The 24,487-nt window shown below is 55.0% G+C and carries 15 protein-coding genes; 2 read left to right on the top strand and 13 right to left on the bottom strand.

All coding sequences use genetic code 11. The features are described from left to right. Positions 1-7: 7 nt before the first annotated feature. From COHPA_RS0120500 to COHPA_RS0120460, 8 genes are all read right to left on the bottom strand, one after another. Positions 8-1,696 (bottom strand): extracellular solute-binding protein, encoded by a 1,689-nt coding sequence (locus COHPA_RS0120500; RefSeq protein ID WP_051421771.1) that lies wholly within the window; start codon positions 1,694-1,696, stop codon positions 8-10. A gap of 1,218 nt (positions 1,697-2,914) precedes the next feature. Further along, positions 2,915-4,918, bottom strand: coding sequence for a family 43 glycosylhydrolase (locus COHPA_RS23920; RefSeq protein WP_027088018.1), 2,004 nt, complete (start codon positions 4,916-4,918; stop codon positions 2,915-2,917). After that, positions 4,915-6,732, bottom strand: coding sequence for an endo-1,4-beta-xylanase (locus COHPA_RS0120485; RefSeq protein WP_027088017.1), 1,818 nt, complete (start codon positions 6,730-6,732; stop codon positions 4,915-4,917). Before COHPA_RS0120485 ends, COHPA_RS23920 begins: the two co-directional genes overlap by 4 nt. A 34-nt stretch (positions 6,733-6,766) precedes the next feature. Next, positions 6,767-7,660, bottom strand: a complete 894-nt coding sequence (locus COHPA_RS0120480; RefSeq protein WP_027088016.1) for an ABC transporter ATP-binding protein — start codon at positions 7,658-7,660, stop codon at positions 6,767-6,769. Between the two features lie 3 nt (positions 7,661-7,663). Further along, the gene (locus COHPA_RS0120475; RefSeq protein ID WP_027088015.1) at positions 7,664-10,534 is read right to left on the bottom strand and encodes an ABC transporter permease; all 2,871 of its coding nucleotides are present in this window, start codon (positions 10,532-10,534) and stop codon (positions 7,664-7,666) included. Positions 10,535-10,586: 52 nt separating this feature from the next. Beyond that, positions 10,587-11,642 carry an efflux RND transporter periplasmic adaptor subunit gene (locus tag COHPA_RS0120470; RefSeq protein WP_027088014.1) on the bottom strand — a complete coding sequence of 352 codons (1,056 nt, stop codon included), beginning with the start codon at positions 11,640-11,642 and terminating at the stop codon, positions 10,587-10,589. Further along, positions 11,605-12,345, bottom strand: a complete 741-nt coding sequence (locus COHPA_RS0120465; RefSeq protein WP_027088013.1) for an ABC transporter ATP-binding protein — start codon at positions 12,343-12,345, stop codon at positions 11,605-11,607. The genes COHPA_RS0120470 and COHPA_RS0120465 overlap by 38 nt, the downstream gene beginning before the upstream one ends. Positions 12,346-12,539: 194 nt before the next feature. After that, positions 12,540-13,571 carry a LacI family DNA-binding transcriptional regulator gene (locus COHPA_RS0120460; protein ID WP_035121538.1) on the bottom strand — a complete coding sequence of 344 codons (1,032 nt, stop codon included), beginning with the start codon at positions 13,569-13,571 and terminating at the stop codon, positions 12,540-12,542. A gap of 225 nt (positions 13,572-13,796) precedes the next feature. Here COHPA_RS0120460 and COHPA_RS0120455 point away from each other — a divergent pair, with 225 nt between their 5' ends. Beyond that, positions 13,797-15,866, top strand: a complete 2,070-nt coding sequence (locus tag COHPA_RS0120455; RefSeq protein WP_027088011.1) for a sugar-binding protein — start codon at positions 13,797-13,799, stop codon at positions 15,864-15,866. A 324-nt stretch (positions 15,867-16,190) separates the two neighbouring features. Here COHPA_RS0120455 and COHPA_RS23915 read toward each other — a convergent pair whose 3' ends face one another. The 3 genes from COHPA_RS23915 to COHPA_RS0120440 form a co-directional block, all read right to left on the bottom strand. Next, on the bottom strand, positions 16,191-17,678 hold the full coding sequence (locus COHPA_RS23915; protein ID WP_027088010.1) for an RCC1 domain-containing protein: 1,488 nt from the start codon (positions 17,676-17,678) through the stop codon (positions 16,191-16,193). A 138-nt stretch (positions 17,679-17,816) separates the two neighbouring features. After that, positions 17,817-18,749 (bottom strand): agmatinase, encoded by a 933-nt coding sequence (gene speB, locus COHPA_RS0120445; RefSeq protein WP_027088009.1) that lies wholly within the window; start codon positions 18,747-18,749, stop codon positions 17,817-17,819. Positions 18,750-18,818: 69 nt separating this feature from the next. After that, the gene (locus COHPA_RS0120440; protein WP_027088008.1) at positions 18,819-19,649 is read right to left on the bottom strand and encodes a MerR family transcriptional regulator; all 831 of its coding nucleotides are present in this window, start codon (positions 19,647-19,649) and stop codon (positions 18,819-18,821) included. Between the two features lie 157 nt (positions 19,650-19,806). Between COHPA_RS0120440 and COHPA_RS0120435 the strand changes: the two genes are divergently transcribed. Beyond that, positions 19,807-21,138, top strand: coding sequence for an APC family permease (locus COHPA_RS0120435; RefSeq protein WP_027088007.1), 1,332 nt, complete (start codon positions 19,807-19,809; stop codon positions 21,136-21,138). A gap of 153 nt (positions 21,139-21,291) precedes the next feature. On the opposite strand, the gene COHPA_RS26210 is transcribed toward COHPA_RS0120435, so the two are convergent. Beyond that, the gene (locus COHPA_RS26210) at positions 21,292-22,569 is read right to left on the bottom strand and encodes a putative bifunctional diguanylate cyclase/phosphodiesterase (RefSeq protein ID WP_027088006.1); all 1,278 of its coding nucleotides are present in this window, start codon (positions 22,567-22,569) and stop codon (positions 21,292-21,294) included. 62 nt (positions 22,570-22,631) lie between these two features. Beyond that, the gene (locus COHPA_RS26205; protein ID WP_027088005.1) at positions 22,632-24,350 is read right to left on the bottom strand and encodes a LacI family DNA-binding transcriptional regulator; all 1,719 of its coding nucleotides are present in this window, start codon (positions 24,348-24,350) and stop codon (positions 22,632-22,634) included. Positions 24,351-24,487 lie beyond the last annotated feature (137 nt).

The following is a 24,487-nucleotide window of genomic DNA, read 5'->3' as shown; positions in this document are numbered from 1 at the left end:
ATCATGCCTATTCCTTCAGATTGCGACCCCGGCCGATATACCATTCGTTGACCTCGGCCGTGATCTTGTCGCCGCCGAGCCGGCGCCACTCTTCTACGAATCTGTCGAAATCCGCGATCGGATTTCCAAGGATGATATTGATATACGTATCGTATAGCAGGTTGTTCAGAATGGACTGTTTCTCGATCATCGTCTTCGTCGGTCCGCCCACGAAGTTCTCGTAGAGCAGCCGCCCGTTCCTCTCGTATTGGTCGAGAATCGCGAATGCCCCCGAGGGACCGTACGTCCGCTCCCAGCCCCAGCCCGTTTCTTTATCCGGGCCGCCGGCCAAGTACAGATCGATGTTCTTCTGGATCGCCTTCGCTTCATCCCGGAGCACCGACTTATTGCCTGTTCTGCGCGCTTCGGCGAGCTGAAGGTACGCCTCAAGATTTTTCTTCGGCGGGAACGGAGTCACGGGAGACAGCTGCCAAGCGGGATAGGGCGTACTATAATAAGTTTCGTATTCCGCCGTCGCCCCCCAATTTTTCTCCAGATGCAAATTGATGAGCTTTACGATCGCTTCCGGATGGGCGTATCCTTTTCTGACGGCTAAATATTGATTCGTGCTGAAAGGAAGCGGCACTTGGGGCGTGAGCCCGGCAATGCCGACGATCGGGTAAGCCTGCCAATCCGCTTTCGGATTACGTTCGCGGCTCAATCCCAGCCAGAAAGAGCTCCATTGTTCGCCGTATACGATTCCGATCTTGCCGTTTGCCGTATCGTTCTTGACTTTGGCCCCGTCCTTCATCGCGAATTCGCCGTCGATCTGACCGCTCCGATACATCTCTTGAAGCGTTCGCAGCGCCGCTTTGACCTCGGGCTGAATGCCGCCGAAGACGAGGCGTCCCGAATCGTCCTTCAACCAAAGCCTAGGGTAAGCGCCGTATCCGGCCATGAAGCCCATTAAGCCTGCCACGGGATCCCATATATAGTTGGTTATCGCAAGACCGTGCGTATCCTTCATCCCGTTCCGGTCCGGATCGTCTTCTGTAAACGCTTTCGAAATCGCTAGCAGCTCTTCCATCGTACGCGGAGGCTGAAGTCCGAGCGTATCCAGCCAATCCGTTCGGACCCATACGTACTGCGCACCTTCAATGGAAGACGACGTTTCCGGAATGCCTGCGAGCTTGCCGTCGATCTTAGCCGCTTCGAACGGTCCGCTGCCTTCCTGGCTAAGCACCTGCTTCGTGAACGGAGAAGCGTATTCGGCGTAAACCTCGGATAAGTCTTGAATCAGCCCGGCGTTGCTTAGCTCCCTAAGTTGCTGCGAATCGACCCGCACGACGTCCGGGATATTGCCGGTGGCGAGCGAGATACCGAGCTTCTGACGATATTGATCTCCTTTGGCCGTCCAATCGTATTTGATCCTTATGCCAAGCTCCTGCTCATAGATTCGGGTCCACCGATTGTCCTCCAGCGTCTCTCCCGGAAACTGCTTGAGTAAATGGTCCAAATCGGTCGTCTCCCGAACGAACGTGAGAGCGATCGGCTGACGGTCCGCGTTAAGCGCAGCCCCCGGCGAACGCTCTCCGGCCTGGCTCCCCGAAGAATTCGGCGTAAGGCTTGAGCCCCCTCCCTGAAAGCAAGAGGATAACAGCGCGATCGAGAAGAGGATGGCGAGGAACGGCTTCGCGCCTGAATTCATCCTTGTCATAACGGCCTCCCTGTGAACCGACATGGGGATTGGGATACAACTCTACGCTAATAAATAACCCTATTATCCAAGCTATCTCCCGTGAATACAAGGTGCAAATCTTGTTATCGTTACCCGATCTTTACGATTTGCGCATACGCGCGTTAAAAAAAACCGATACTGCTGGCTCGGTCAGGCGTGCTCGTCTCGGTCGGGCGTGCTCGTCTCGGTCGGGCGTGCTCGTTCGGTCGCCAATGTGCCGTTGCCAATCTTTTCCCGCGGCTCTCCCGGCTTCCGTCGCTGCATCGGGGATTCGCACACTTTGTCCCCACTACTTCCGTCGCTGCATCGGGGTTTCGCACACTTTGTCCCCCCTTCCGTCGCTGCATCGGGGTTTCGCATACTTTGTCCTCCCTTCCGTCGCTGCATCGGGGTTTCGCACACTTTGTCCCCCCTTCCGTCGCTGCATCGGGGTTTCGCACACTTTGTCCCCCCTTCCGTCGCTGCATCGGGGTTTCGCACACTTTGTCCCCCCTTCCGTCGCTGCATCGGGGTTTCGCATACTTTGTCCCCCCCTTCCGTCGCTGCATCGGAGTTTCACACACTTTGTCCCCCCTTCCGTCGCTGCATCGGGGTTTCGCACACTTTGTCCCTTACTGCCGTCGCTGCATCGGGGTTTCGCACACTTTGTCCCCCTACTGCCATCGCTGCATCGGGGTTTCGCACACTTTGTCCCTTACTGCCGTCGCTGCATCGGAGTTTCACACACTTTGTCCCCCCTTCCGTCGCTCCACACCTGCAATTCTGCTGTTCATCCTACCCGAAATCGCTCGTTTATCCCTTCATCCTGCAAAACTGCAGGTACTAGTCCTTCAAACCATCAACGGAGTCACTCGGCTAGCTATCACCTGCACAATTGCATCTATTGATTTAACACCCTACCAGTTCTATGAAATAGCTGTACGATCGCAGGTTCTATTGGTTGGCGGAGAGAGTGGGATTAGCTCCGTCGCTGCGCGGCCGTATTCACGGTCACACGATAGCGACTATCACGCCAGTACCTACGAACATGCCTCCCGGGCATGTCCGTTTTACGACCCGTTCTCATCCCGCATCACCCTATTGAAATAGGGCAGCCCCTATCCCCAAATTTTATACTTTCTGATAGACGCAAAAAAGCCGCACGCCAATCGTGCGGCTCTTCGTCTTAGTTTATGTCGCTCCATCTTGCTGCGGAATTTACTCCGCGAACTGCCAGCTCTTCCATTTGAACAGGTTCTGTCCCGGCTTGCCGCCGAAAACGAGGTACAAATCGTGAACGCCGACAGCCCCGGCCACTTTCGTCGTAAACTCGTACCAATCCTCTCCGGACGTCTTGGATACTTCAAGGATGCCGATCGACTTCCCGTTCCGGGAATCGAGGCGAAGATCGATAGAAGCGGGCTCGGAAGCCCCGGATATCGAAGCGGAGAACGAGGCGGCTCCTTTGCTGCCGAAATCGACTTTGGACAGAGCGATCCAATCCGCGTCGTCGATGCCCGACACGATCGCCGACTGCCGGCCTTTGTCATCGACAACCTTCACCGTCGAGATGCCTGCGTTCCATCCGATCGTGGCCGCCGCGACGGTTGCGTATGGATAGAGCGGCTTAATCTGCGGCACGCCCGCATAATCGGCTTGGATCTCCCGAATAGAGCCGTCGTCGCCGAAAGTAACCTGGTTCAATTGCGTGGAGCGGTAACCTTTCGGCACGCCCATCGCCTTTGACAACGTTTGGGCGTGATAGGCGATATACCAAGCATCCCGGAACCGGAATATGACGTGGTGATTGTTGCCGCCGACGCCGAAGAAGTGGCCCGGGTTTTTCAGGATCGAGCCGTGATACGTCCACGGTCCCATCGGACTGTCGCTCGTCATATACGCGATCTCGCCCGCGGGCGGACTTCCTTCCGGGCGTGCTCCTTCGTAGAAGTTGGAGCAATACGTATAGTAATAAGTGCCGTTCACCTTGTTGATGCCCGCATCCTCGAACATGAAAGGCGCCGGAATCGTCTTCGCTTCGCCGACCACGCTGATCATATCGGGGCCTAATTCCATGACTCGGGCGGTGTCCGGCATCGCATCTTTGCCTTCCGGAACGCCGCCTCCGAAGTAAAGATACGCTTTGCCGTCGTCGTCGACCAGCACCGCAGGGTCGAATAGCCAGGTAACGGTCTCGACGCCCGGCGTCGCGCGGGTCACGAGAGCTTGACCGATCGGATCCACCCAAGGTCCGGTCGGGCTGTCGCTCGTCAAGACGCCGATTCCGCTCGCATTGTTCGCGAAGTAGAGGAAAAACTTGTCTTGTCCGTCGATTACTTTGTGAGCGGCGGCCGGCGCCCACGATTGCGTCGCCCACTTGGCCGCGCCTTGCGGACCGGCGACGGCGATCTCGCCATGATCGGTCCAGTTGGCTAGATCGTCAGAGGAAATGACGGATAGCGTGTTGATGCTGGCATATGTATTGTCTTTCACGTTGCCGTCCGCATCGTATTCCAGCACGTCGTTCGTCGCGAACAGATAGACTCGGTCTCCGTATACGAGCGCGTAAGGGTCGGCGCCGAACCGGTGGGAGACGAGCGGATTCCCGTTCGGCGGCAGCTTGCCGACCGCATCGGCAGGCGCCGTGTAATGGACTTTGACGGAAGCTCCCTCCACGTCGTAGGATACGGCGTTATTGTCGTTGTCTTCGATCTCGAATTGGCTCAATGTAATAGCCTCCTTATAGGAATGCGTCAAATTTTGGTTCAGTCTGAATTCGACCGCGGCCCATTCTCCGCTCGCGTCCGCGTTCTTGAACGTTACCGCAGCGTCGTCCGCGCGGCGGACGACGAACTCCACGCTGCCGTTCGTCTTATTATGGAATGCCACGTCTGAAGTTGGCAAGTTGTTTCGGTTAAGAGCGATGTCGGTCACTTCGAATTCGGCGGGAAAATCGACGGTTGCGCGAATCAGATTAACCCGCCCCTCCGCCTTGTATTCGTCCATCAGCAATTTTAACGTATAGGTCGCGCCCTGGTCACGGCGAAGGTTCAAGTCCGTCTCTTGTATGCCGGCCCGTAAGCCTGCCTTCGGTTTCGTCGCCGGATCGACGTCGCTCTCGGCACGCATCGCTTGATCGGTCTTCGGCGATAAAGTCGAATAGAGAATCGCGGCCGCCCCGACTAGAACGGCGGAGAGAACGATCAGCTTCGCGGCCTTCATTTCAGCCTCAGCTCCCCGAAGTCCGTCGTACTCTGATACGACTGTCCGGACGTATCGCTCCATACCGCGACGCTGTCGCGCGCGCCGTCTCCGTCCTCGTCGTCGTTGACCTGTACGTCGAAGCCGATCTTATCTCCCGCGGCAGGCGCAGCGTCCGGCCAAGCGATGGAGGCTTCCACGATGTAGCCGGTTTCCGTCCGCTTCACTGCCGATTCGAGACGGCTCTTCAGCGAATCGGGATTTACGGAGCTTTCGTTGTCGATATTAATGCGATATTGCCCGTCGTCCGGCTCGTAAGCCGCCGTCTTCGCGTTGTTCGCGTCGATGAAGATTTCGATGGAATCCTGCTCCCACGCGTTCGCGCTTCGGTTCGACAGCTTCGAATCCGTTACTTCGGCGAGGACATAAAGATGGCCTTCATCCCATAGCGTCCGTACGCGCGCTGTCGAGCCTTTGACGCCGATGACCCAGCGGTCGGTCGCCAGCTCGTGCGTACCGTTCCAAGCGGCTTCCCTCTCCCCGTCGATGACCGGAGTGCCCGGCTTCGCTGCCGTTTCGAGCTTCGTCGCGGCCACGGTCGGCATCGTGTCTTCCGGCAGCTTGCTCGGGTCGACAAGCGCCCAATACGCATATTTCGCTTGAAGCCGTTCGTCGAACAGCAGCGGCCAATTGTTGCGTCTGACCGGGAACGTTCGCAGCCAAGTGTTCAAATCGTCCTTGCCCCAGAAAATAACGGCGCTGAGCTGGTCCTTATGCTTCTTGAATACGTCGAAAATTTCTTTATACCGGTACGCCTGCCTAATCCGCAAGTCCTCCGGGAACGTATCGAAAGCTTCGGAGTCGCTCGTATAGACGCTCATATCCATCTCGGTGATTTGCTGGTCGATGCCCAGATCCGTGAACGCTTGAATCATTTGATCGAGCTGGAGCGAGGACGGATACAGCATTCCGATGTGCGTCTGATGGCCGACGCCGTCGATCGGCACGCCTTTCGCTTTCAGCCGTTTGATCAAATCGTGCAGCATCTGGCGCTTGTCGGGCATATCCGTGTTGTAATCGTTAATGAACAGCTTGGCGTCCGGGTCGGTTTCATGCGCGTACTCGAACGCTTTTACGATGAATTCTTCTCCGGCGATTTGATACCATAAGCTGTTGCGAAGCCCGCCGGGCTGCTTGTCTCCGGGCTCGATCACCTCGTTCACGACATCCCAAGCGTATACTTTGCCTTTATACCGCCCGACTACCGTCTCGATGTGCTTCTTCATTCTCTCGAACAGCACTTCTTTGCTTACGAGGTCGCCTTTGTCGTCGCGGAACACCCAGTTCGGAGTCTGGCTATGCCAGATCAACGTGTGTCCGCGGAAAGCGATCCCGTTGTTCATGGCGAAATCCGCGATTCGGTCCGACCGCGAGAAATCGAACCGCCCTTCCCGCGGCTCGGTCGCGTCCCACTTCAATTCGTTGCCGGCCGTCAAGCTATTGAAATGCTTCTTGACGAGCCGAGCGTCGGGTCCGTCCGGATCGGAAATTTCGTTCACTAGCAAAGCGGTTCCAAGCATGAAGTCGTCTTTGAATACGTCCTTAAGAGAAGGGATGTCCTGCTCTGCTTCGATAGTCTGCGTCTCCTGAACGCTTGAGCTCGGAGAAGGCTTCGCAGCCGTATCGGATGGCGGCTTCGTGCCGGCTTCCGCGATCGGAGACGGCGATACGACAATCGAACTCTCGTCCTTCTGCATGCCGAACAGGATATACGCGATCGCCGCTGCCGCGGCAATGGCCATGGGCATGACAATCGCAAGCCTCTTGGTCTTCAATGCGTCCACCTCGTATTATCGCTTTAGCCGGGAGTCAACCGGTTTGCCTCTCCTCGGACGGATACAGTATAATCCGCCCGTCTTCCATCTCTACGCGAACTTTGTTGCTTCCCTTGAACCCTTCGGAGTCCAAATAGCCGCCGGGGATTTGCAGCCGGCCCGCCTTATCGACGACCGCGAACTCCACATGGGTCTCGGGATCGGTATGCGAGTGCTCCGCTTGAAGCTGCTCCAATTCCGCGGCGTACGATACTTTGCGAATCATCTCCGCCGACGTCTTTCCGTCCCGAATCTGAACGACTCGATCCACCTTGCGCGCGAGCAGCGGATCATGGGTCACGATAACGATCGTAATGCCCATCGTCCGGTTCAACGACCGGAATAGGTCCAGCACTTGATTGGACGTCGCCGTATCCAAGGAACCGGTCGGCTCGTCGGCGAGCAGCAGCCGCGGCTCGTTCGCGAGCGCGATGGCGATCGCTACTCGCTGCTGTTCGCCGCCGGAAAGCTCGCTAAGTTTGTTCCTCATGCGGCGGCCGAGACCTACCGCTTCCAACAGCTCCATCGCTCTCAATCGCCGGCGCTTGCCCCGCAGCAGAATGGGCAACTCCACGTTCTCCAGCGCGGTGAGATAAGGGATCAGATTCCGTGCGTTATTCTGCCAGACGAACCCGACCGTGTCCCGCTTATACTTCACGAGGTCCCTTTCGCGGAACTTCAACAAATCTTGGCCGTCCACGAGCAGCCTGCCGGCGGAAGGCTTATCCAAGCCTCCGAGCATGTTCAGGAGCGTCGACTTGCCGCTGCCGGAATTGCCGATGATCGCCATCAGCTCGCCGCTCTCGACATGCAAATCCAATCCCTGCAGGGCGACGACCTCCAGGTCCGCGGTTTTGTAAATTTTGACGAGTTCGTCGCAATGTATCATGGATTACTCCTCTCCCAGCTTCAGCGCTTGGGCGATCCGGATCCGCGAGAGACGGTAACCGAGAACGAGCAGGCCGAGCGCCAGCATAACGCCGACAATGCCGTAAAGCTGCACGTAATCGCTGAGCCGATTGACGATTTCGAACGGCGGGACTTGATCCTTCGTCTCGAACGACATCTCGAAGAGCGGAACGAACCGTTCGCTGACCGCATTGCCGATGCCGACGCCGATGAGAACGGCCGCCCCCGAGGTGAGGAACTGTTCGCTCGCCAGCATGCCGAGGATCTGAGGGAACGATATGCCCATCGCGCGCAGCACTCCGTACTGAAGCGTACGTCCGGATAAGGTCAATACCCAGAAGAGCAGGAATCCGCAAAAACAAATCAGCATGGAGACGACGAAGCCTAGCGTCATGACTCCGTTAATCGCGAGTCGGAACGGATCGTTCTTGGACTGGATCAGCTCTTGCTTCGCGTCGCGAAAGCTTGCGATCTTCAGCTTCCGCTTCTCCAACTGGTCGTAAATATGCGAATAGGAAGCCCCCTCCTTCAGCTTCAGCCATACCTCGTAGGGCTCGACCGCAAGCCGGTTCTGAATCGTGGATAAATGACCGACGATCAGATTGGGAACGACCGTCCTTGCGTCGCTTCCGCCGCCGTCGGAAGACGGCAGCGGGTTCCAGCTTGGCCAGTAATCGATGATGCCGTATACGGTAAATTGAGCTTGGTCCAACCCGTCCCAGGATACTCGGATCGGATCGCCCGGCTTGAGCTGCGCTTTGTCCGCGAGGGATCGCGAGACTAACACGGCCTTCGGATTCGGCGCGATCAGGTTCAAATAACGGTTGATGTGATGATCGAGCAGTCCGTCCTTCATCCAGGCGGTCTTGCCGAAACCCATCGTATCGATGCCGTACAGCGCCGTGCTGCCGGACGTATTCTTGCTGCCAGCCGAGAACCGGGCTTCATTCTTCTTGAATACTTTCGTAGCCGATTGCACGCCGTCCAACTCGAGGAACGGTTCGAACGGAGGCTCCGTATATTGAACCCGCTTCGCTTGCGAGGATCCGTCGCCGCTGTTCGCCGAGGGCGGTTGTCCGACGGATATCGGCGGCCTATCGCTCTCCCACCTTGTCGTTAACGCGATATCCGCCCCGACTCCGTACTGAATCTTGCTCTCCATGTTGTCGTTGATCGTGCGGGCCGCGTTCGCGCTGAACAAACCGGTGGCGACGGTCATGACCAAGAATACTTTGATCGTTAAATACTGACCGGACGAACGGCTGATCTGAATCAGCGTATGATACAGCGCTGGAGACCACCATCTGCGGCCCGCCCAGAAAACAAGCCGAATGAACCAAGGGTATATCCGCAGGACGAGCAGTCCGCAGCCGAGCGTGAACAGAGCCGGCATAAGGAATAGCAGCGGATCGAGCTGCAAGGCATCGCTGTCAAGCGCAAGCCGCTTCAGATCGGCTTGGCGGTTGCGGAAGTTGGTCAACAAATAAATCGAGAGACCGACAAGGATGACATCCAGCCCTGCTTTATGCCAGAAAGACAGCTTGGCAGAACGCGCCATCTGCTGCTTCTGGCCGACGATGCTGACCCGCGTGGCCAAGAACGCGGGAATCAGGATGAGGAGGACCGCTCCGCCCACAGCCGCTGCCGATACTTTGTAGGCGCCGCCGGATAAGCTCACGTCCAGCGCCGACCGGTTCACGAACTCCAAGAAACCGTCCGCGGCGCCGAGACCTCGCGTAAAGACGACGCCCAGGAACGGTCCCGCCGCGAGCGCGCTCAGCCCTAGAATGAAGCTCTCTATCGTATAGGCCGACATGATCTGCATGCGGCTGGCTCCGCGGCTGCGAAGAACGGAGATTTCCGTCTTCTGGCGATCGATGATCAGATTAGCCGTCATATACAAGTAGAACGCGAGCATCAGCATGACGGGGACGTACAACGAGAGCAGCATGACGTCGAGCTTCTCTTGTTTGCCTTGAAAGGAAAGCACGGTAGCGTTCGATGGAACGCTGAATTCCGCGGAACCGAGCCGCCCTTTGTAATAGCGACGAACGTCTTTGTCCGCTTGGATGAACGTCTCGATCGCATCGACGGATAATTGCTCGTAATTCAGCGCGTATCGCCACTCCATCTCCGCGACTCTAGCTTTGCCTCCTATCGTAAATTCCCTTTCGAACTGGTCGAAAGGCACGAGGAAGCCGTCGGAGTCCTCTTGGGTCAGGAACGGCAAGTAGGGATCGGCGGCGGAATCCGTTCCCATGATCCCGACGGGTACGATGCGGAACGTTCCTTCTCCGGCCGACTCCGCGACAAGCTCTTCCCCCAGATCCCGCTTCGCCTTAAGCAAGAAAGACTGCGTGACGAGCGCTTCGAAGACGCCGTCCGCGCGATCGACCGGCATTCTTCCGTCGATCAGGCGCACGCGCTCCTCCAGGTCCGATAACGATTTGATGGCGCCGGTCGTCTTCTGGGCAATCTTCTCCTTATCCGAGGCGTCCGCGCCGTACACTTTCATCTTCTGGGTGAACCGCTGCCGATAGAAGGAAAGCGGATCCAAGCCCATGCGCTGCGGAATGGACTTCGCGAACTGATCGGCCTTGGCGATCGCCTCTATCGTCTTGTCGTCCATCGTCGCGGAAGAGTTGGTCGTGCGAACGCGGACGAATCCCGGATAGACGCCCTCTTCGCTCTGAATCTGCTGCAGTTCTTTCACGAGCGTACGCTGGAGGATCGCATGGGAATAAAGCGGCATCGAGCTGAACAAGGCCACGCATACGGTCAGGCCCGCCCACAAGTTCAGTTGGAGCCATTTGTTATTCGCCATCTTCCGCAGAATCATCGTCCACAAGGCCATGCGTCACACCTCATCCTTGAACCCGATGCGATCGGGCGTTCATGGTTGCGAATTAGTTGTTAAGGATGACCTTCTGGCCTTCCTCGAGCCCGCGAACGATCTCGGCTTCGGTCGGCGTCATCAGACCGACCTCGACGTCGATTTCCTTGCGGCGCTCTCCTTCCGAGATTTGAACATAGTTGCGTCCCATATATGCCCGAAGCGCCGCCCGCGGCAGCACGATGACGTTCTCCCGCTTCTGAAGCTCGATCGTCATCTCGGCGACGTCGCCCACATGGATGCCGCCCGGCGGGTTATCCATGCTCATGACGATCGTCGTCGCGTTGCGATCGGCTTTGGCCTTATCGGCAACGACGGGCGCGCTTGAAGGCGTTTGCAACACTTTGCCCGCGTATGCCTTGCCTTTGTATTTCAAGCTGACCGGCATGCCCGGTTCAACCGCGCTCACGTTCTTCGCGTCTGCCGCCGCATAGGTCAATTGCAAGCTGGAAGGGTCGGCGACCGTAACGACCGGTTGGAACGCATTCACGTAGTCGCCCGTTTTCATCGTATCGACGAACGTCACCGTGCCGGAGAGAGGCGAATAGAGCCGCGCTTCGGAGAGCTTCTTCTCCATCACTTCTAACGAGATTTGCTCCCGCTGGAGATCGATCTCCCGAAGACGAAGGTCGGTCTCGTTCGCTCCGGATAACCTCGCTTGCTTGTATAACAGCTGCGCTCGCTCTACGTTCAGCTTCTGCAGCTTGAGCTGGACATCCAAGTCTCCCGTCTCCAGCTCCGCGATCAAGTCGCCGGCCTTCACCTCCTGGCCGAGCTCGACGTTAATCGATTTCAAGCGCCCGCCGGATTCCTTGTACGAGAGAGACTCGACGGCCGCCGATGTGAAAGTCGCGTTGCCTCTAAGGAAGGTCTGGATATTCCCCTTGGCCGCTTCCACGGCATCGAATTGTTCCTCCGCCGGCTGGATCAGAGGCGGTTGCAAGGCTTCCTCGTCCGGGAGAAGCGAGCAGCCGGCAAGCGCTATCGATGCGGCAAGCAGTACCGCCGTGCCTGCGGCGCGCGAATACAGTCTAGACGAGCGGCGCTTCGTTGGTCGTATACGATGCAATGGTTCCATCCTCCAATGCGATGACATGATCGACTAGCTCCATGATGTCCGGGTCATGCGTCGTAAGGATGACGGTCATTCCGGAGCGCTTCACGAGCTCCCGGAAGACGCGCATCACTTGCAGTCCCATCCGGCTGTCCAGCTCCGCCGTCGGTTCGTCCGCGATTAACAGACGCGGCTCGTGCACGATCGCGCGTGCGATCGCCACGCGCTGCTGCTCTCCCCCGGACAGCTCCGACGGCCGATGCCTCATCCTGTCCCGCATGCCGACGCGTTCGAGCGCCGATTCCACGGCCGAGCGGTTGCCTTCCATCGATCGGCCGGCGATACGAAGGCCGAACTCCACGTTCTCGTAGGCGGACATGAGAGGTACGAGGCCGAACGACTGGAAGACGAGGCCGATTTCTTTCCGCCTGAGGGCATTGCGCTCGGCAACCGGCAAGCCGGTTATCTCCTTGCCCTGGAACGACACCTTGCCTTCCGTCGGATCGTCAAGCCCGCTAAGAATGTTCAGCAGCGTCGTCTTGCCGGAGCCCGACCGTCCTTTGAGCGCGACCATCGAACCCGCGGGGATCGCCAGGCGAATATCCGCAAGCGCGGTGACGGACGCATGGCCTTTGCCGAACACTTTGGTAACTCCCGCCGCCGATAAGATCGTTAAGGCGCCCGTTGGTCCGCTATCCTCCGTAACCGGAACGAACACTTCTATCCCTCCGCCCCACCTGTTGCTTAGGAAAACTTTATCGTTTCCCCACGTTGGCTACAACCTGCCGATTCCCTTGTAATTACCTGCCGATTTATAGGTCTCCCGCTGCCCGGAGCCGAACTTGCAAATGCAAATAGCCCCGATTCCTCTTCACGCTGGAAGGAACCGGGGCTAGCTTTATCGTATTTGTGTCATATCTCGTAGCCGAAGCCCCCGCAGGATTCGCGGAAAATGAACGGCGTCTCGAACACGATTGATTTCGGCGGGGCTGCCGGATCGAGAATTCGTCCCATGACCAAGCGGATGCATGCGTCAGCCATTTCTTCGACCGGCAGCTTCACCGTCGATAGCGACGGAACGCTGTACTTCTCCGAATCGTGGTCGCCGTACGTCAAGATTTCCATCCGGTCCGGGATTCGGATACCTGCCTTGTGGAACACGGGCAACGCCGCGACGGCCATGATTCCGATCGGGAAGAACATCGCGGTCGGCAGTCCGCCGCCTCCCTCGACGATCTTCCTTGCTGCCGCGTTGCCGCCCTCCATCGTCATCGGCGCGGCCTGAACATGCCGCTCCTCCAGTTCGAGTCCAAGCTTCGCGCACGACTCGACGAATCCTCTGAAGCGCAAATTGTTCTCCGATTTGACGAGATAGTCCGGCACGATCGTGCCTACCTTCTTATGCCCTCGGGCCGCGAACAATTCGGCCGACTTGCGTCCGATTTCGTACGTATCCACGTAAGCGCAGCTAAAGCCGGCGCTCAGGCGATTGAACAATACGCACGGCACGCTAAGCGGTTGCTCTTCCAGATAACGCTGCTCCTGCGCGGATATGCCCGTCAATATCGCTCCATGATAGCTTCCTTGGTCGCATATCTCTTTAATGCGGTGCAGTTGCTCCCTCTTGTACGGTTGAATCGTCATTTCGAATTCGAATTCCTGTTCCAGAATCGAGCTCTGAGCTCCGAGGAAGAACCGGCCGAGCAAATCCGGCGCAAGGTCGGAGGGCCAGAACGTGGCGATGGACGGAATGTTCCGGGCATTCGATTGCCGCAGCCTTCTTGCCGAGACGTTCGGGATATAGCCGATCCCCCGCGCGGCTTCCAGAATACGCTGCTGCGTTTTTTTCGAAATGCGCATTTCGTCGCCGCGACCGTTAAGCACGATGGAAACCGTTCCGATCGAGAGCTTCGTTCGCTCCGCGATTTCATGAATCGTTGACATACTCATCCGTCCCATTCCCGTCGTAATACTCCATTAATACGGATTGGAGCCGCGATTGTCAAGGAAATAACGCTTATAGGATCTATTTTGCGTTATACGTTTTAGCTAGACAAGAAATTCGTCTTTCGACAATAATCACATATTGACAGATGACAATGCTAAAGTTACGATTCACTCGTAATGCTAAAACGAAATTGCAATCTATCATGCGAGGAGGAATTCATTATGAAGAATGGATCAAGAATGTTGCTGCACCCCGCTATGGCGATGTTGTCAATCGTATCTTTGGTACTCATGATTGTTCTCGGTCCATTGTCCTCCGTCTCCGCGGCGGCCGACAAGGCTAAGCCGACATTCAAGACGAAGGGAGCCGTAGTCCTGTCGGTGGGCGATACCTATTCGTTCGAAATCGTCAATAAACCCGCAGGAGCATCGTATCAATGGAGCATCGATAAGAAATCCGTAGCCGAGGTAGACCGGAACGGAAGCGTTAAAGCCGTCGGAGCCGGCTCGGCAACGGTCAGCTGCGTCATTACGGTCAATAAGAAGAAGGAATCTCTCTCGGCGAAAATCATCGTTAAGGAGGCCCCCGTGGCAACGAACCCAGGCAAAATACCCGTGGATAAGAACGGATTGGATGAACACGGAAGAATAGTCGCTTATTTCGGTTCCCCGACCATTGACGGCACAACCGATCCGATCTGGAATGGGGCGCAGCCGGTATTGCCGAAGCAAGTATCCGGTACAACCGATGTATCTCCTACGTTCAAAGTGATGTGGGACGACCGCGCGCTTTACATTCTCGCGGAGGTCAAAGACAAGAACCTTTCCGTCCAGTCCGGAACGCCGTATATGCAAGATTCCGCGGAAATTTTCTTGGACGAGAACAATGACAAGAACAAAGAATACGGCGCGGACGATCTGCATATCCGCATCAATTACGACAACGTGCTGACCGTGGACAACGGAGATGCCAGCCTGTATTATTCGGACGCGAGGGCAACGAACGACGGATACGTCATCGAAACGAGAATCGCTCTGAAAACGAAACCGGCGAACGGAAAAGCACTGGGCATCGACCTGCAGATTAACGATGCCGTTGGCACGGAGCGCGTAGGCACCCTGAACGTGTTCGATGCGACGGGCACCGCATGGAACGATCCGTCTAAATTCGGCGAAGTGTTGTTAACCGGCAAAGGAAAGAACGATGTCAGCGGATTGAATCCTTATGATCTCATGAACTTGATCAAGAGCACGCTCAAGATGGATTTCAAGCTTTACAAGAACGCTTCCATCGTAACGGACGCCATTGTCAAAGTGATATCCGATAGCTTGCTCGGCGGAACCAAAGTCACCCAACCGCAGATCGACGGACAGTTGGCCTCGATCAAGGCCGCGATCGGCAAGCTTGAAATGACGGAGGAAGCGGCGAACGAGAAATACTTCAAGCCGGTTCCGGACGACTATCGGGCGGAGAACGACAAACCGGGTACGATCGAAACGCTTCATTACACTACGCCTAATCTAGACAACGGTGTGGACGATAAGAAATTGCACGTTTATCTGCCGTATGGTTATGACGCCTCCGCAACCGACAAGAAATACAATGTTCTCTATCTGATGCATGGCGGCGGCGAGAACGAGGATTTGATCTTCGGCGGACCTGACCAAAGCAAAGAAATGAAAAAGATCTTGGACAATATGATCGCCAAAGGCGACATTGATCCTCTGATCGTGGTGACGCCTACCTTCAACGGAGGCAAGAACGATGTCGCCCTCTTCCACGAAGAACTGGTTGCTTCCGTCGTTCCGTTGGTCGAGACGAAGTACAACACTTATGCCAAGTCCGGAAGCTTGGCAGACTTGAAAGCTTCCAGGGAGCACCGGGCGTTCGGCGGATTCTCGATGGGTTCGGTCACGACGTGGTACAACTTCATCCACGCGCTCGACTACTTCAAATACTATTTGCCGCTTAGCGGCGACAGCTGGATTATCGAACAGCGCGGAGGCGGCCTCCAACCGGAGAAGACGGCCGAGTACCTTGCGGATGTCGCGAGGAAGTCCGGATACAAGCCGCAGGACTATTACATCTTCAGCGCAACCGGCACCGCGGATATCGCCTATCCGAACCTGAAGCCTCAGATCGATGCGATGAAGCAACACAAGGATGTCTTCGTCTACTCGTCCGATACGACGAAAGGGAACTTCTACTTTATCGCGGCCGACGGCGGCACGCATGCTTGGAACTGGGTGAACCAGTACGTTTACGATATTCTGCCGGACTTGTTCGAATAAATAGACAACCCGGCGAACATAGGAATAGAGAGGGTGTCACCTCGGTCGAATCGACCGAGTGACACCCTCTTTGTCGTTTGTTTATTGCTGATCGATTTCGACTAGATGTATTCGATGCAGTTATTCAGTAGATAAATGACCATACCGTGAAAACGAACTGTACTCCGTGCGTTGAGGCGGAAAACGGTCGTCCCTTCTGCAGCGTAAGCACAAAATTCGACCAAAAACGCGAAATGGCGGCATAGGGATAGTACCCCTATAGCCACCATTTCTATAAAATGATCGGTTTTCTTCCAGCGAGTTATCCTTGAAGCAAGCCAGTTGCTATCGTATTACTCGCACTACTTTCGCGCCCTTCAAAACGAAGATGCTGCTCTGCGGCGAATGGAATCCGTCATTATCGACGGCCTCTATCTTGAATTCATTATCCACAAACCAGTTGATTGGGAGCGAGTAAGTAGTGGCGTCATATACTCGATGCGACGAGAAGGTTGCTTCGCCTTGCCTTTTCGCATGGATAATGTAGTAGTCGATATCCGTTTCAGCGGAAGGGTCCCAGCTCACGCTCGCATCGCCGGTGAGCAACATTCTTGTTACTTTCAAGCCGGTCGGCGTGCTAGGCGGATCGTAGTCGACTACCGACACGGGACTGTACTGATCGTTCGTCGTGCCGTTCCCGACTTGGCCTTTTACGTTAAAACCCCAGCCATAGACATGACCGTCGCCCGTCATCGCTAAGCTATGCGCGAATCCTGCAGCGATCGCGACGACATTATTCAGACCTAAGGTTACCGGCGTCGCTCTCGCTGTCGTCGTACCGTCGCCAAGACGTCCTTGATAATTGCTTCCCCATGCGTAGACGAGTCCATTCTCGCCTAGAGCAAGACTATGGTCGTCGCCTAATGCGACTTCCTTAATATTCGTCAGCCCGACTACCTCTACAGGAACGTTGCTCGGCGCGTTCGTACCGTTGCCGAGCTGTCCCATCTCGTTCTTGCCGAAGGCGATGACCGTTCCGTCTGTTTTCACGGCAACCGTATGATTGTCCGACACGGCCACCGACTTGATTCCCGATGCCACTTTAACCGGCGTATAACGGGGGCTGTTATCGCCCACGCCCAACTGGCCGAATTCATTGTCGCCCCACATGTAGAGATCGCCGGACTCGGTGATCGCCCCGGCGTAATTATCGCCGGCGGCAATGGCCTTAATGTCGGTAAGTTCCGTCACTCGCTCAGGGATATGCTGACCTGCCGACTGCGTTCCGTCGGGATTGTTCACGACCCCGTCCATCAATCTCTGATCGAATGGATTATAACCCCATACCCATACGGTTTTGTCGGTTTTCAACGCCGCCGAGAAATTGACGCCTGCCGCCGCGGCTTTCACGTTATCGATCCCCGGGATGTTGATCGAAAGCGGCAAATAAGTCCAGCTATACGGATAACCGAGTTGACTGTTGTAATTCGCTCCGAAGCCTTGAAGCGTTCCGTCTTCTTTGACCACGAGCGTATGTTGCCGGCCCGCATGGATCGATTTAACGTTATCGATGTAGTGAAGCGTCGGGTTCAATACACTCGTGTCGTTCGAAATCCCGCCAAGCTGCTGAATTTCGTTCCTTCCCCATACCATTACTGTATCGTCCGTTAACAGCGCGAAGGAAGTTTCTCCCCCCGCCGCAAGGCCGGGCGCGGATTTCGCATCCGCCGAGGCTTGCTGAGGCGCTCCTCCGACCCATATTCCCGCCCCGAGGACCACGGCTAGCGCGAGTTTGAACGCTCCGCCTAATTTCTTGCCATACGAATTTACCATCCTGCTTCTCCTCTCGGGTCTAAGCCCATGTTGATTGGATTACACCCGGAGAATACAATATAAATGTCGAAAAATAAACAAATATAGTTAAAAATAGTACTTTTTGTTCATTTGACACATGTCGAACGTCACAAGTTTTCAGTCCGTTGCCGGACCTTCCCCTTTTGCCGACAGTAAATACAGCAAGTCGTGGGCGATCGTCGCGGCTGCCAATTGCGTGCACTCCGTCGGATCGTAAATCGGACACACCTCGACTACGTCCGCAGCCACTATATTCAGCCCGTGCAGGCGCGACAGCAAGGCCCTGACTTCTCGCGTGGACGGCCCGCCGACTACAGGCGTGCCCGTTCCGGGCGCATATGCCGGATCGAGCGCGTCGATATCGAAAGTCAGATATACCGGACGTTCGCCTACGATTGACCTGATCGTATCCGCCAATTTATGCGGTCCGAGCTCAAACGCATCTTCGGCGGTAATGATCCTATAGCCGCAGCCGGGCGAATTCGTTCGAATATACGCTTGCACCGACACGGACGGATCTACCCAACCGCTTAGGACGGCATCATAGGCGAAAGTACCATGGCACCGTTCGTTCGGAATCGTATCTTGATGGCTGTCCAGATGAATCAGCGCGAGCGGCCCGTAAATTTCGCTGGCTGCCCGGAGGGGGCCGTACGGAATCGTATGGTCGCCGCCGATCGTAAGCAATCTTGCGCCGGAACGAAGGATACGGCGGGCATGCTCATAAGTATCTCCTACCATGAATCCCATGCCTTCCACGCCATATCCGTAACCGACATCGCCGTAGTCAATGATTCGGCACAAATCGCGGACGTTGAACGACCACGGATGATGGAATATCCCCGCTTGCAACGAAGCTTCCCGAACCGCCCGCGGCCCCATTCGCGCGCCCGCCCGGTTCGATACTCCGTTGTCGAACGGCACGCCTACGATCGCGATATCCGCGCCTTCAAGATCGCGAGTATAATCGCATCTGAAGAACGACACATTGCCTGCATAGGGAAGGAATTCAAGGTGATCTTTCATCGACGCCTTGGCCAGATCGGTCATTCCAGACAGCTCCTTGTTACCTAATTGGATGGAAACAAGGACATCTTAAACCTTTGTCTAACCTCAAAGTCAACGCACGCGTCGCACGGGGATTTGGATTTCATAAAGAACTTCCGATACTTTGTCCGTTACGGTAATATCAATCTGAACGATCTGAACCGCATCTCCGGCCAGACGCCATCCGTTCGCCTTGGCGTATTCCATTATTCGCGAGATCGTGTTCGCGCGACCCCAAAAATCGCCGTGATAGTACGAACATAAATATTTCCCGGCTTCAACGACCTCCACATAGGCGTGATTGCGAGGCAGAAAACGTCTAAGGAAGATGAACAATTCCGACGACGACGTATAATCGCCGGCTTCAATGCTTGCCTGACTGATTAGCGAACCTAACCGATTGCTGGCGAGAATCGGGGCCGTCTCTTCCAGAATGTCCTCCAACTCAAGAAAACCGTAACCTAACTCGACCCAATCGTTCACCTGGCAACGCTTGGTTATGATCCAACGTTTATCCAAATCTTTCAGAACGACTGAGGAGATGTCGCACAGACGCTGCATCTCTTCGATATGCCGGATCTTCTCGCGCACGTTGTATTCGATCTCCTGCAGCTCTTGAATGTTCCGGCTGAGCGTCTCGACTTTGGCCTTCATTAGCGCGAGCGATTGCTCTACGTTCCGATCGGTGAAATATTGCTTGATCTCGTCCGTCGTCATTCCGATCTGGCGCAGTTCTCGAATCGTGCCGATCTCTTCATATTGCAACACCGAATAGTAGCGATACCCTGTCAGCGGATCAACGAACTTAGGCTTGAACAGCCCGATCCGATCGTAATGCCGAAGCGTCTCCGGAGTGATTCTCCGCAATTTTGCCAATTCGCTTACCGTCAACTTGTCCTTCATTTTCGCCCTCTTTTATGATAAAAGTCTAAATATTGACATTTTTGCAACGCAAAAGTTTACCATTTTCCCGTGGCGCAACCGAGCCGCCAAGTCCCGGTTGAGCCAAACATAGAAGTTCGGAACATTTTTGTAAGAAGAGAGGAGAGAATGGATAAAGATGAATCGTTCGATACAAACAAAAAAATCTTTATCGCTTGCGCAACTTGTCAGTCTCGGAATTGCTTGGACCAGCCCTATGGTTGTATTTACGAATTACGGGATCGGTTACGATGTGGCCGACGGGATGCTGGTCACGGCTTACTTATTCGCATTTATCGCAATCGGCTTCACGGCTTACAGCTACTCTCGAATGGTGCAGGCATTCCCTCAATCCGGTTCTGCCTATACCTACATCGGCAAAACCATTCACCCGGTTGCGGGATTCCTTGTCGGATGGACGCTGCTGTTAGACTACCTGTTTACTCCGATGATCTGTTGCCTCGTATTCGGGCTCTACTTAAACGCGGAGTTCCCTTCCGTATCCGTAGATTTATGGGTCGTGATCTCCGCGGTACTCATCACCGCCTGCAACCTGCTCGGCATACGGATTTCCGCTAATATCAGCCGGCTGTCGGTACTCATTCAGCTCGTATTCATTGCGGTATTCTGCGTACTCTGCATTCGATTCGTCATCAATGACGGTTCAGCCCTCATGTCATCGACGCCGATCTTAAACTCGGATTCCTCGTTAATGGCAGGATTTTCGGGCGCGGCCATACTTTGCTTCTCCTTCCTGGGATTCGACTCCGTCACCATTCTGTCGGAAGATACGAAGACGCCTAAATCTTCTATCCCCAAAGCCCTTGCGATCATTGTCGCGATCGTAGGCTTATCCTACTTGGCGGTATCTTACTTCGGCGTTCTGACGCATCCGGGGGCTGCGTTCGAAAGCCCGGACACCGCATCGTACGATGTGATCCTCAATATCGGCGGCGCTTTGTTCGGCTCTTTCTTCATTACCGTATACGTGATCTGCTGCTTAACCGGCGGCGTCGCCTCCTTGGCCAGCATATCGAAGCTGCTCTTCGCCATGGGCCGGGAATCCGCGTTGCCTAAGCCGTTCTTCGGCTACCTTCACCCGCGGTTTCAAACTCCGGTTTACAACATCCTGCTATCCGGAGCTTTGACGATGCTCGCGCTGGTCATTACCTTGGAGACGGCGATCAATTTCGTCAACTTCGGCGCGCTGACGGCATTCTTCTTCGTCAATTTCAGCGTCATCGCCCATTTCTACGCGAAGAAAGGATTGCGTTCCGGAATGGATTCGATCCGCTATCTGTTGCTTCCGCTTTGCGGCATGGCGTGCATCGGCTGGCTGTTCAGCAAGCTGTCGGTGGATGCCTACACCATCGGAGGTTCTTGGCTTGCGGCGGGCATTGTCTATGTGATCATAAAGACACGCGGCTTCCGCAACATTCCGCCGACCATCCAGTTGGATGAGAGCGCCTGATACTACTTATATCGCAAAGTCGGGAACAAAACTGAATATCCGCGGCTATAAAGTTGGTCCATGATCCATAGTATGAACAAAGAAACCGTCCCTTTCGTAAATGGCGAGTTACGCTTCCATTTACGAAAAGACGGTTTCTGCGCGTATAGCCGCTTAATCATAATTCCTCATATAAGTTAGGCACTCCTCAGGAGGAAGCGGCTTGCTATAGATGTAGCCTTGAATGCAATTGCACTGTTCCTGCATGAGCAGCTTCTGCTGAGCTTCCGTCTCTACGCCTTCGGCAATGACGATCATGCCGAGGTTGCGCGCCAACGTGATGATAGCGGTCGCAATAGCGGCGTCATCCGGATTCGCGACCATATCCTGCACGAACGATCTATCGATCTTCACGTTCTTAATCGGCAGCAGCTTCAACATGGACAAAGAGGAGTACCCGATACCGAAGTCGTCAATGGCAATATGTACGCCAAGATCATGAAGCTGCTGCAGCTTATTAATGCTGTCTTGCATGTTCATGATCGCCGTGCTTTCGGTAATCTCGAGACATAGCGCTTCGGGCGGCAGTTCCGTATCCACTAAAACCGTCTTGACCATATCCACGAAATTGTTCTGATGAAGCTGGCTGGCCGATATATTCACGGATACGACCGATTGTCGGAGTCCGAGATCGATCCAGCGCTTCTTCTGAAGGCAAGCTTCCCGGAGCACCCATTGGCCAATCGGAATAATGAGTCCGCTATCCTCGGCAAGCGGTATGAACTCTGCCGGCGATACCATTCCCCGCTCCGGAGACCTCCATCGGATTAAAGCTTCGACGCCGTAGATTTCATTTTTGTCCAGTTCGATCTGAGGTTGATAATGCAGCTCGAATTCGCAGCGTTCCAATGCTCTTCTCAGCTCATTCTCCATCGATAGCCGCTCGAAGGTTAGGGAATTAATCGCTCCGTTGTATATTTCGCTGCGATTTTTGCCGTTCTCTTTGGCCTTGTACATGGCGATATCCGCGCAACGGTATAAAGCGTCAAGATCCGAGCCGTCGTCCGGATAGAGGCTCATGCCGATGCTGGCCGTCGTAAACAACTCGAGATTCTCGATGACGAAAGGCTTCTGAAACCCTTGAATCAATCGGTCCGCGACGAGCTGCATCTGCGCAACATCCTGCACGTCCTTGAGCAGCACAATGAATTCATCGCCGCCCAATCTCGCAACGGTCGAGCCGCCTTCCCGATCCGCGCCGTTCGCCGGGCTTCCGGAGTAGACGATATCCTCCATCATGCGAGCGACGCCTTGAAGAAGCCGGTCTCCTGCCTGATGCCCCAACGTATCGTTAATAATCTTGAACCGGTCCAAGTCGATCAACATAATCCCTAGTTTGGATCGGCTGCGGTCCGCATCCCATTGGGAATGCTCGAAGCGCTCCCGGAACAATTGCCGGTTCGGGAGACCCGTTAATACGTCATGATAAGCAAGGCGGGTGATTTGGTTCTCGGCTATTTTTTTCTAAGTATGTTGGTTAGAGATCCGATCGTTCGAACTTTGTTGCCGTGTTGATCCCGAATCGAGTCGCCCGCGGCATATAGCCAGAGCTGTTTCCCTTTGTCGCAGCCTTGGATTCTGAATTCGATCTTCAAAGGCGTTCCGTCATCGATATGTTTCTGGAACGCCGAGGTTACATGATGATGATCTTCAGGATGGACTAATCCAAAAAACGAATCCGGATCGCTCGTTAAAGTCTCCCCGATGGAGCTGAACATGTCGTGCGTACGGGTGCTCCATTGAATCTGGCCGGTGACGAGATCCCAATCCCAAATGCCGTCGTTCGTCGTCCGCGATACGATCTCGAGCTGCTCGGCAATGGACCGGACTTGATTGTACAGCTGGTCGCGAACTAAGGCGGTAACCGATATGTTACAGCTGATACGGGTAATATCGACTTCGGATACTAATACCAGCTTGTCTATTGGGCCGACGAGAACGATAAAACCTAAATCTTCTCGCTCGCTGCGTATCGATTGGACGCGTACGTAATCGTTCTCTCCCAGCTTCGGCAGCCAATTGACGGGCGGGAATTGCTCGATAGGAATCCTTAGCCCGATCGGAGGCACAGGTTCGTTGGATTTGCTGAATGCCTGCTTAATGATCAGATGCCTGTGATCGTTCTTGTCCGTCTCCCACGAAGCCAGGCAGCCCCAATGGCTGATTCCCCTGAACATTCGGGAGAGATCGAAGAACCCTTCTCTGGACGCGGACGCCCAGTTGGACGCCAGTTGATTATGACTGCTGATTAACTGATCGATATTGGCTTCCGATTGCTCTAACTTTCTGTGCAACGCATCGATCGGCACGTCCTTGGACCGATAGGAGCAGCCGCAAGAAGAACGCTCGATAAACGCGGTCGGAATGTAGGTGACGTTGTGGGGCAGTTCCTCTCCGTCTAGCCTCCGGTACAGCAATTCGACGCTCGCCCGAGCCAAATCGGCAATCGATTGGTGAACGGAAGTAAGCGGCGGGTCGAAAGTTTCGGCAGACGGCAAATCGTCGAAACCGATCACCGCCATCTCTTCGGGCAGACGGTATCCATTCGCTTGCAGGGTTTCAATGAGACCCATGGCGTTCAAATCCGTAGCCGCGATAACGGCAGTGAAGTCAATCCCTCTGTCCAGCATGGCCTGAGCAGCGGACGCTCCTCCATGACGCAACGAATTGTTAGCGCGAAAATACAGTTCCTCGTCATAATCGATACCGTTGTCCTGAAGCGCCTGCTTGTATCCTTCGAATCGCTCGATTAGATCCACGTGCTCCGTGCTCCCGACGTAGGCGATTCGCCGGTGTCCATGATCGCGTATGAGATGAAGAACGGCATCCTTGATCGCTTGACGGTTATCGATGACGACGGAGTGACACCGTATGGATGTCTCTTGGTAACCGATCGTAACGATCGGTTTGCCCGATGCTTCGATAGCCGCTAAGAACTTCGGCGAAGACGGCAAGACGGAATAGGGATTCATCAGAAGCAGCCAACCGTCCGTGTCCTCCGTTCCGATCTGATAATCGAACGCCGCGGGATTCTCGACGCTCGCTAAAGCATGAATCGTAAACAGAGTAGACTTGCGTTTGTTGATCTCGCGATGCAAGGTAGTGAAGATGGTACCATAGTATTCTCCGTCTAAATAAGGAATCAGTAGATTTATACGATAATGTTCCGCCATGATGTGCGCTCCTTATTATCAGAAAATATACCCTTCGACGCTATTTGAACTTAATTCGTCAAAAAGTCCCAAATCTCCTGCCAAATTCCTAGACAAAGCGAAGCCCCCTTGCCAAGCAAGGGGGCCCCGAGATCCAT

Origin of the sequence: Cohnella panacarvi Gsoil 349 (assembly GCF_000515335.1) — a bacterium.
Taxonomy (GTDB): Bacteria; Bacillota; Bacilli; order Paenibacillales; family Paenibacillaceae; genus Cohnella; species Cohnella panacarvi.
The sequence above is the reverse complement of the archived record's forward strand: the minus strand, read 5'-3'. Positions and strand labels throughout refer to the sequence as shown.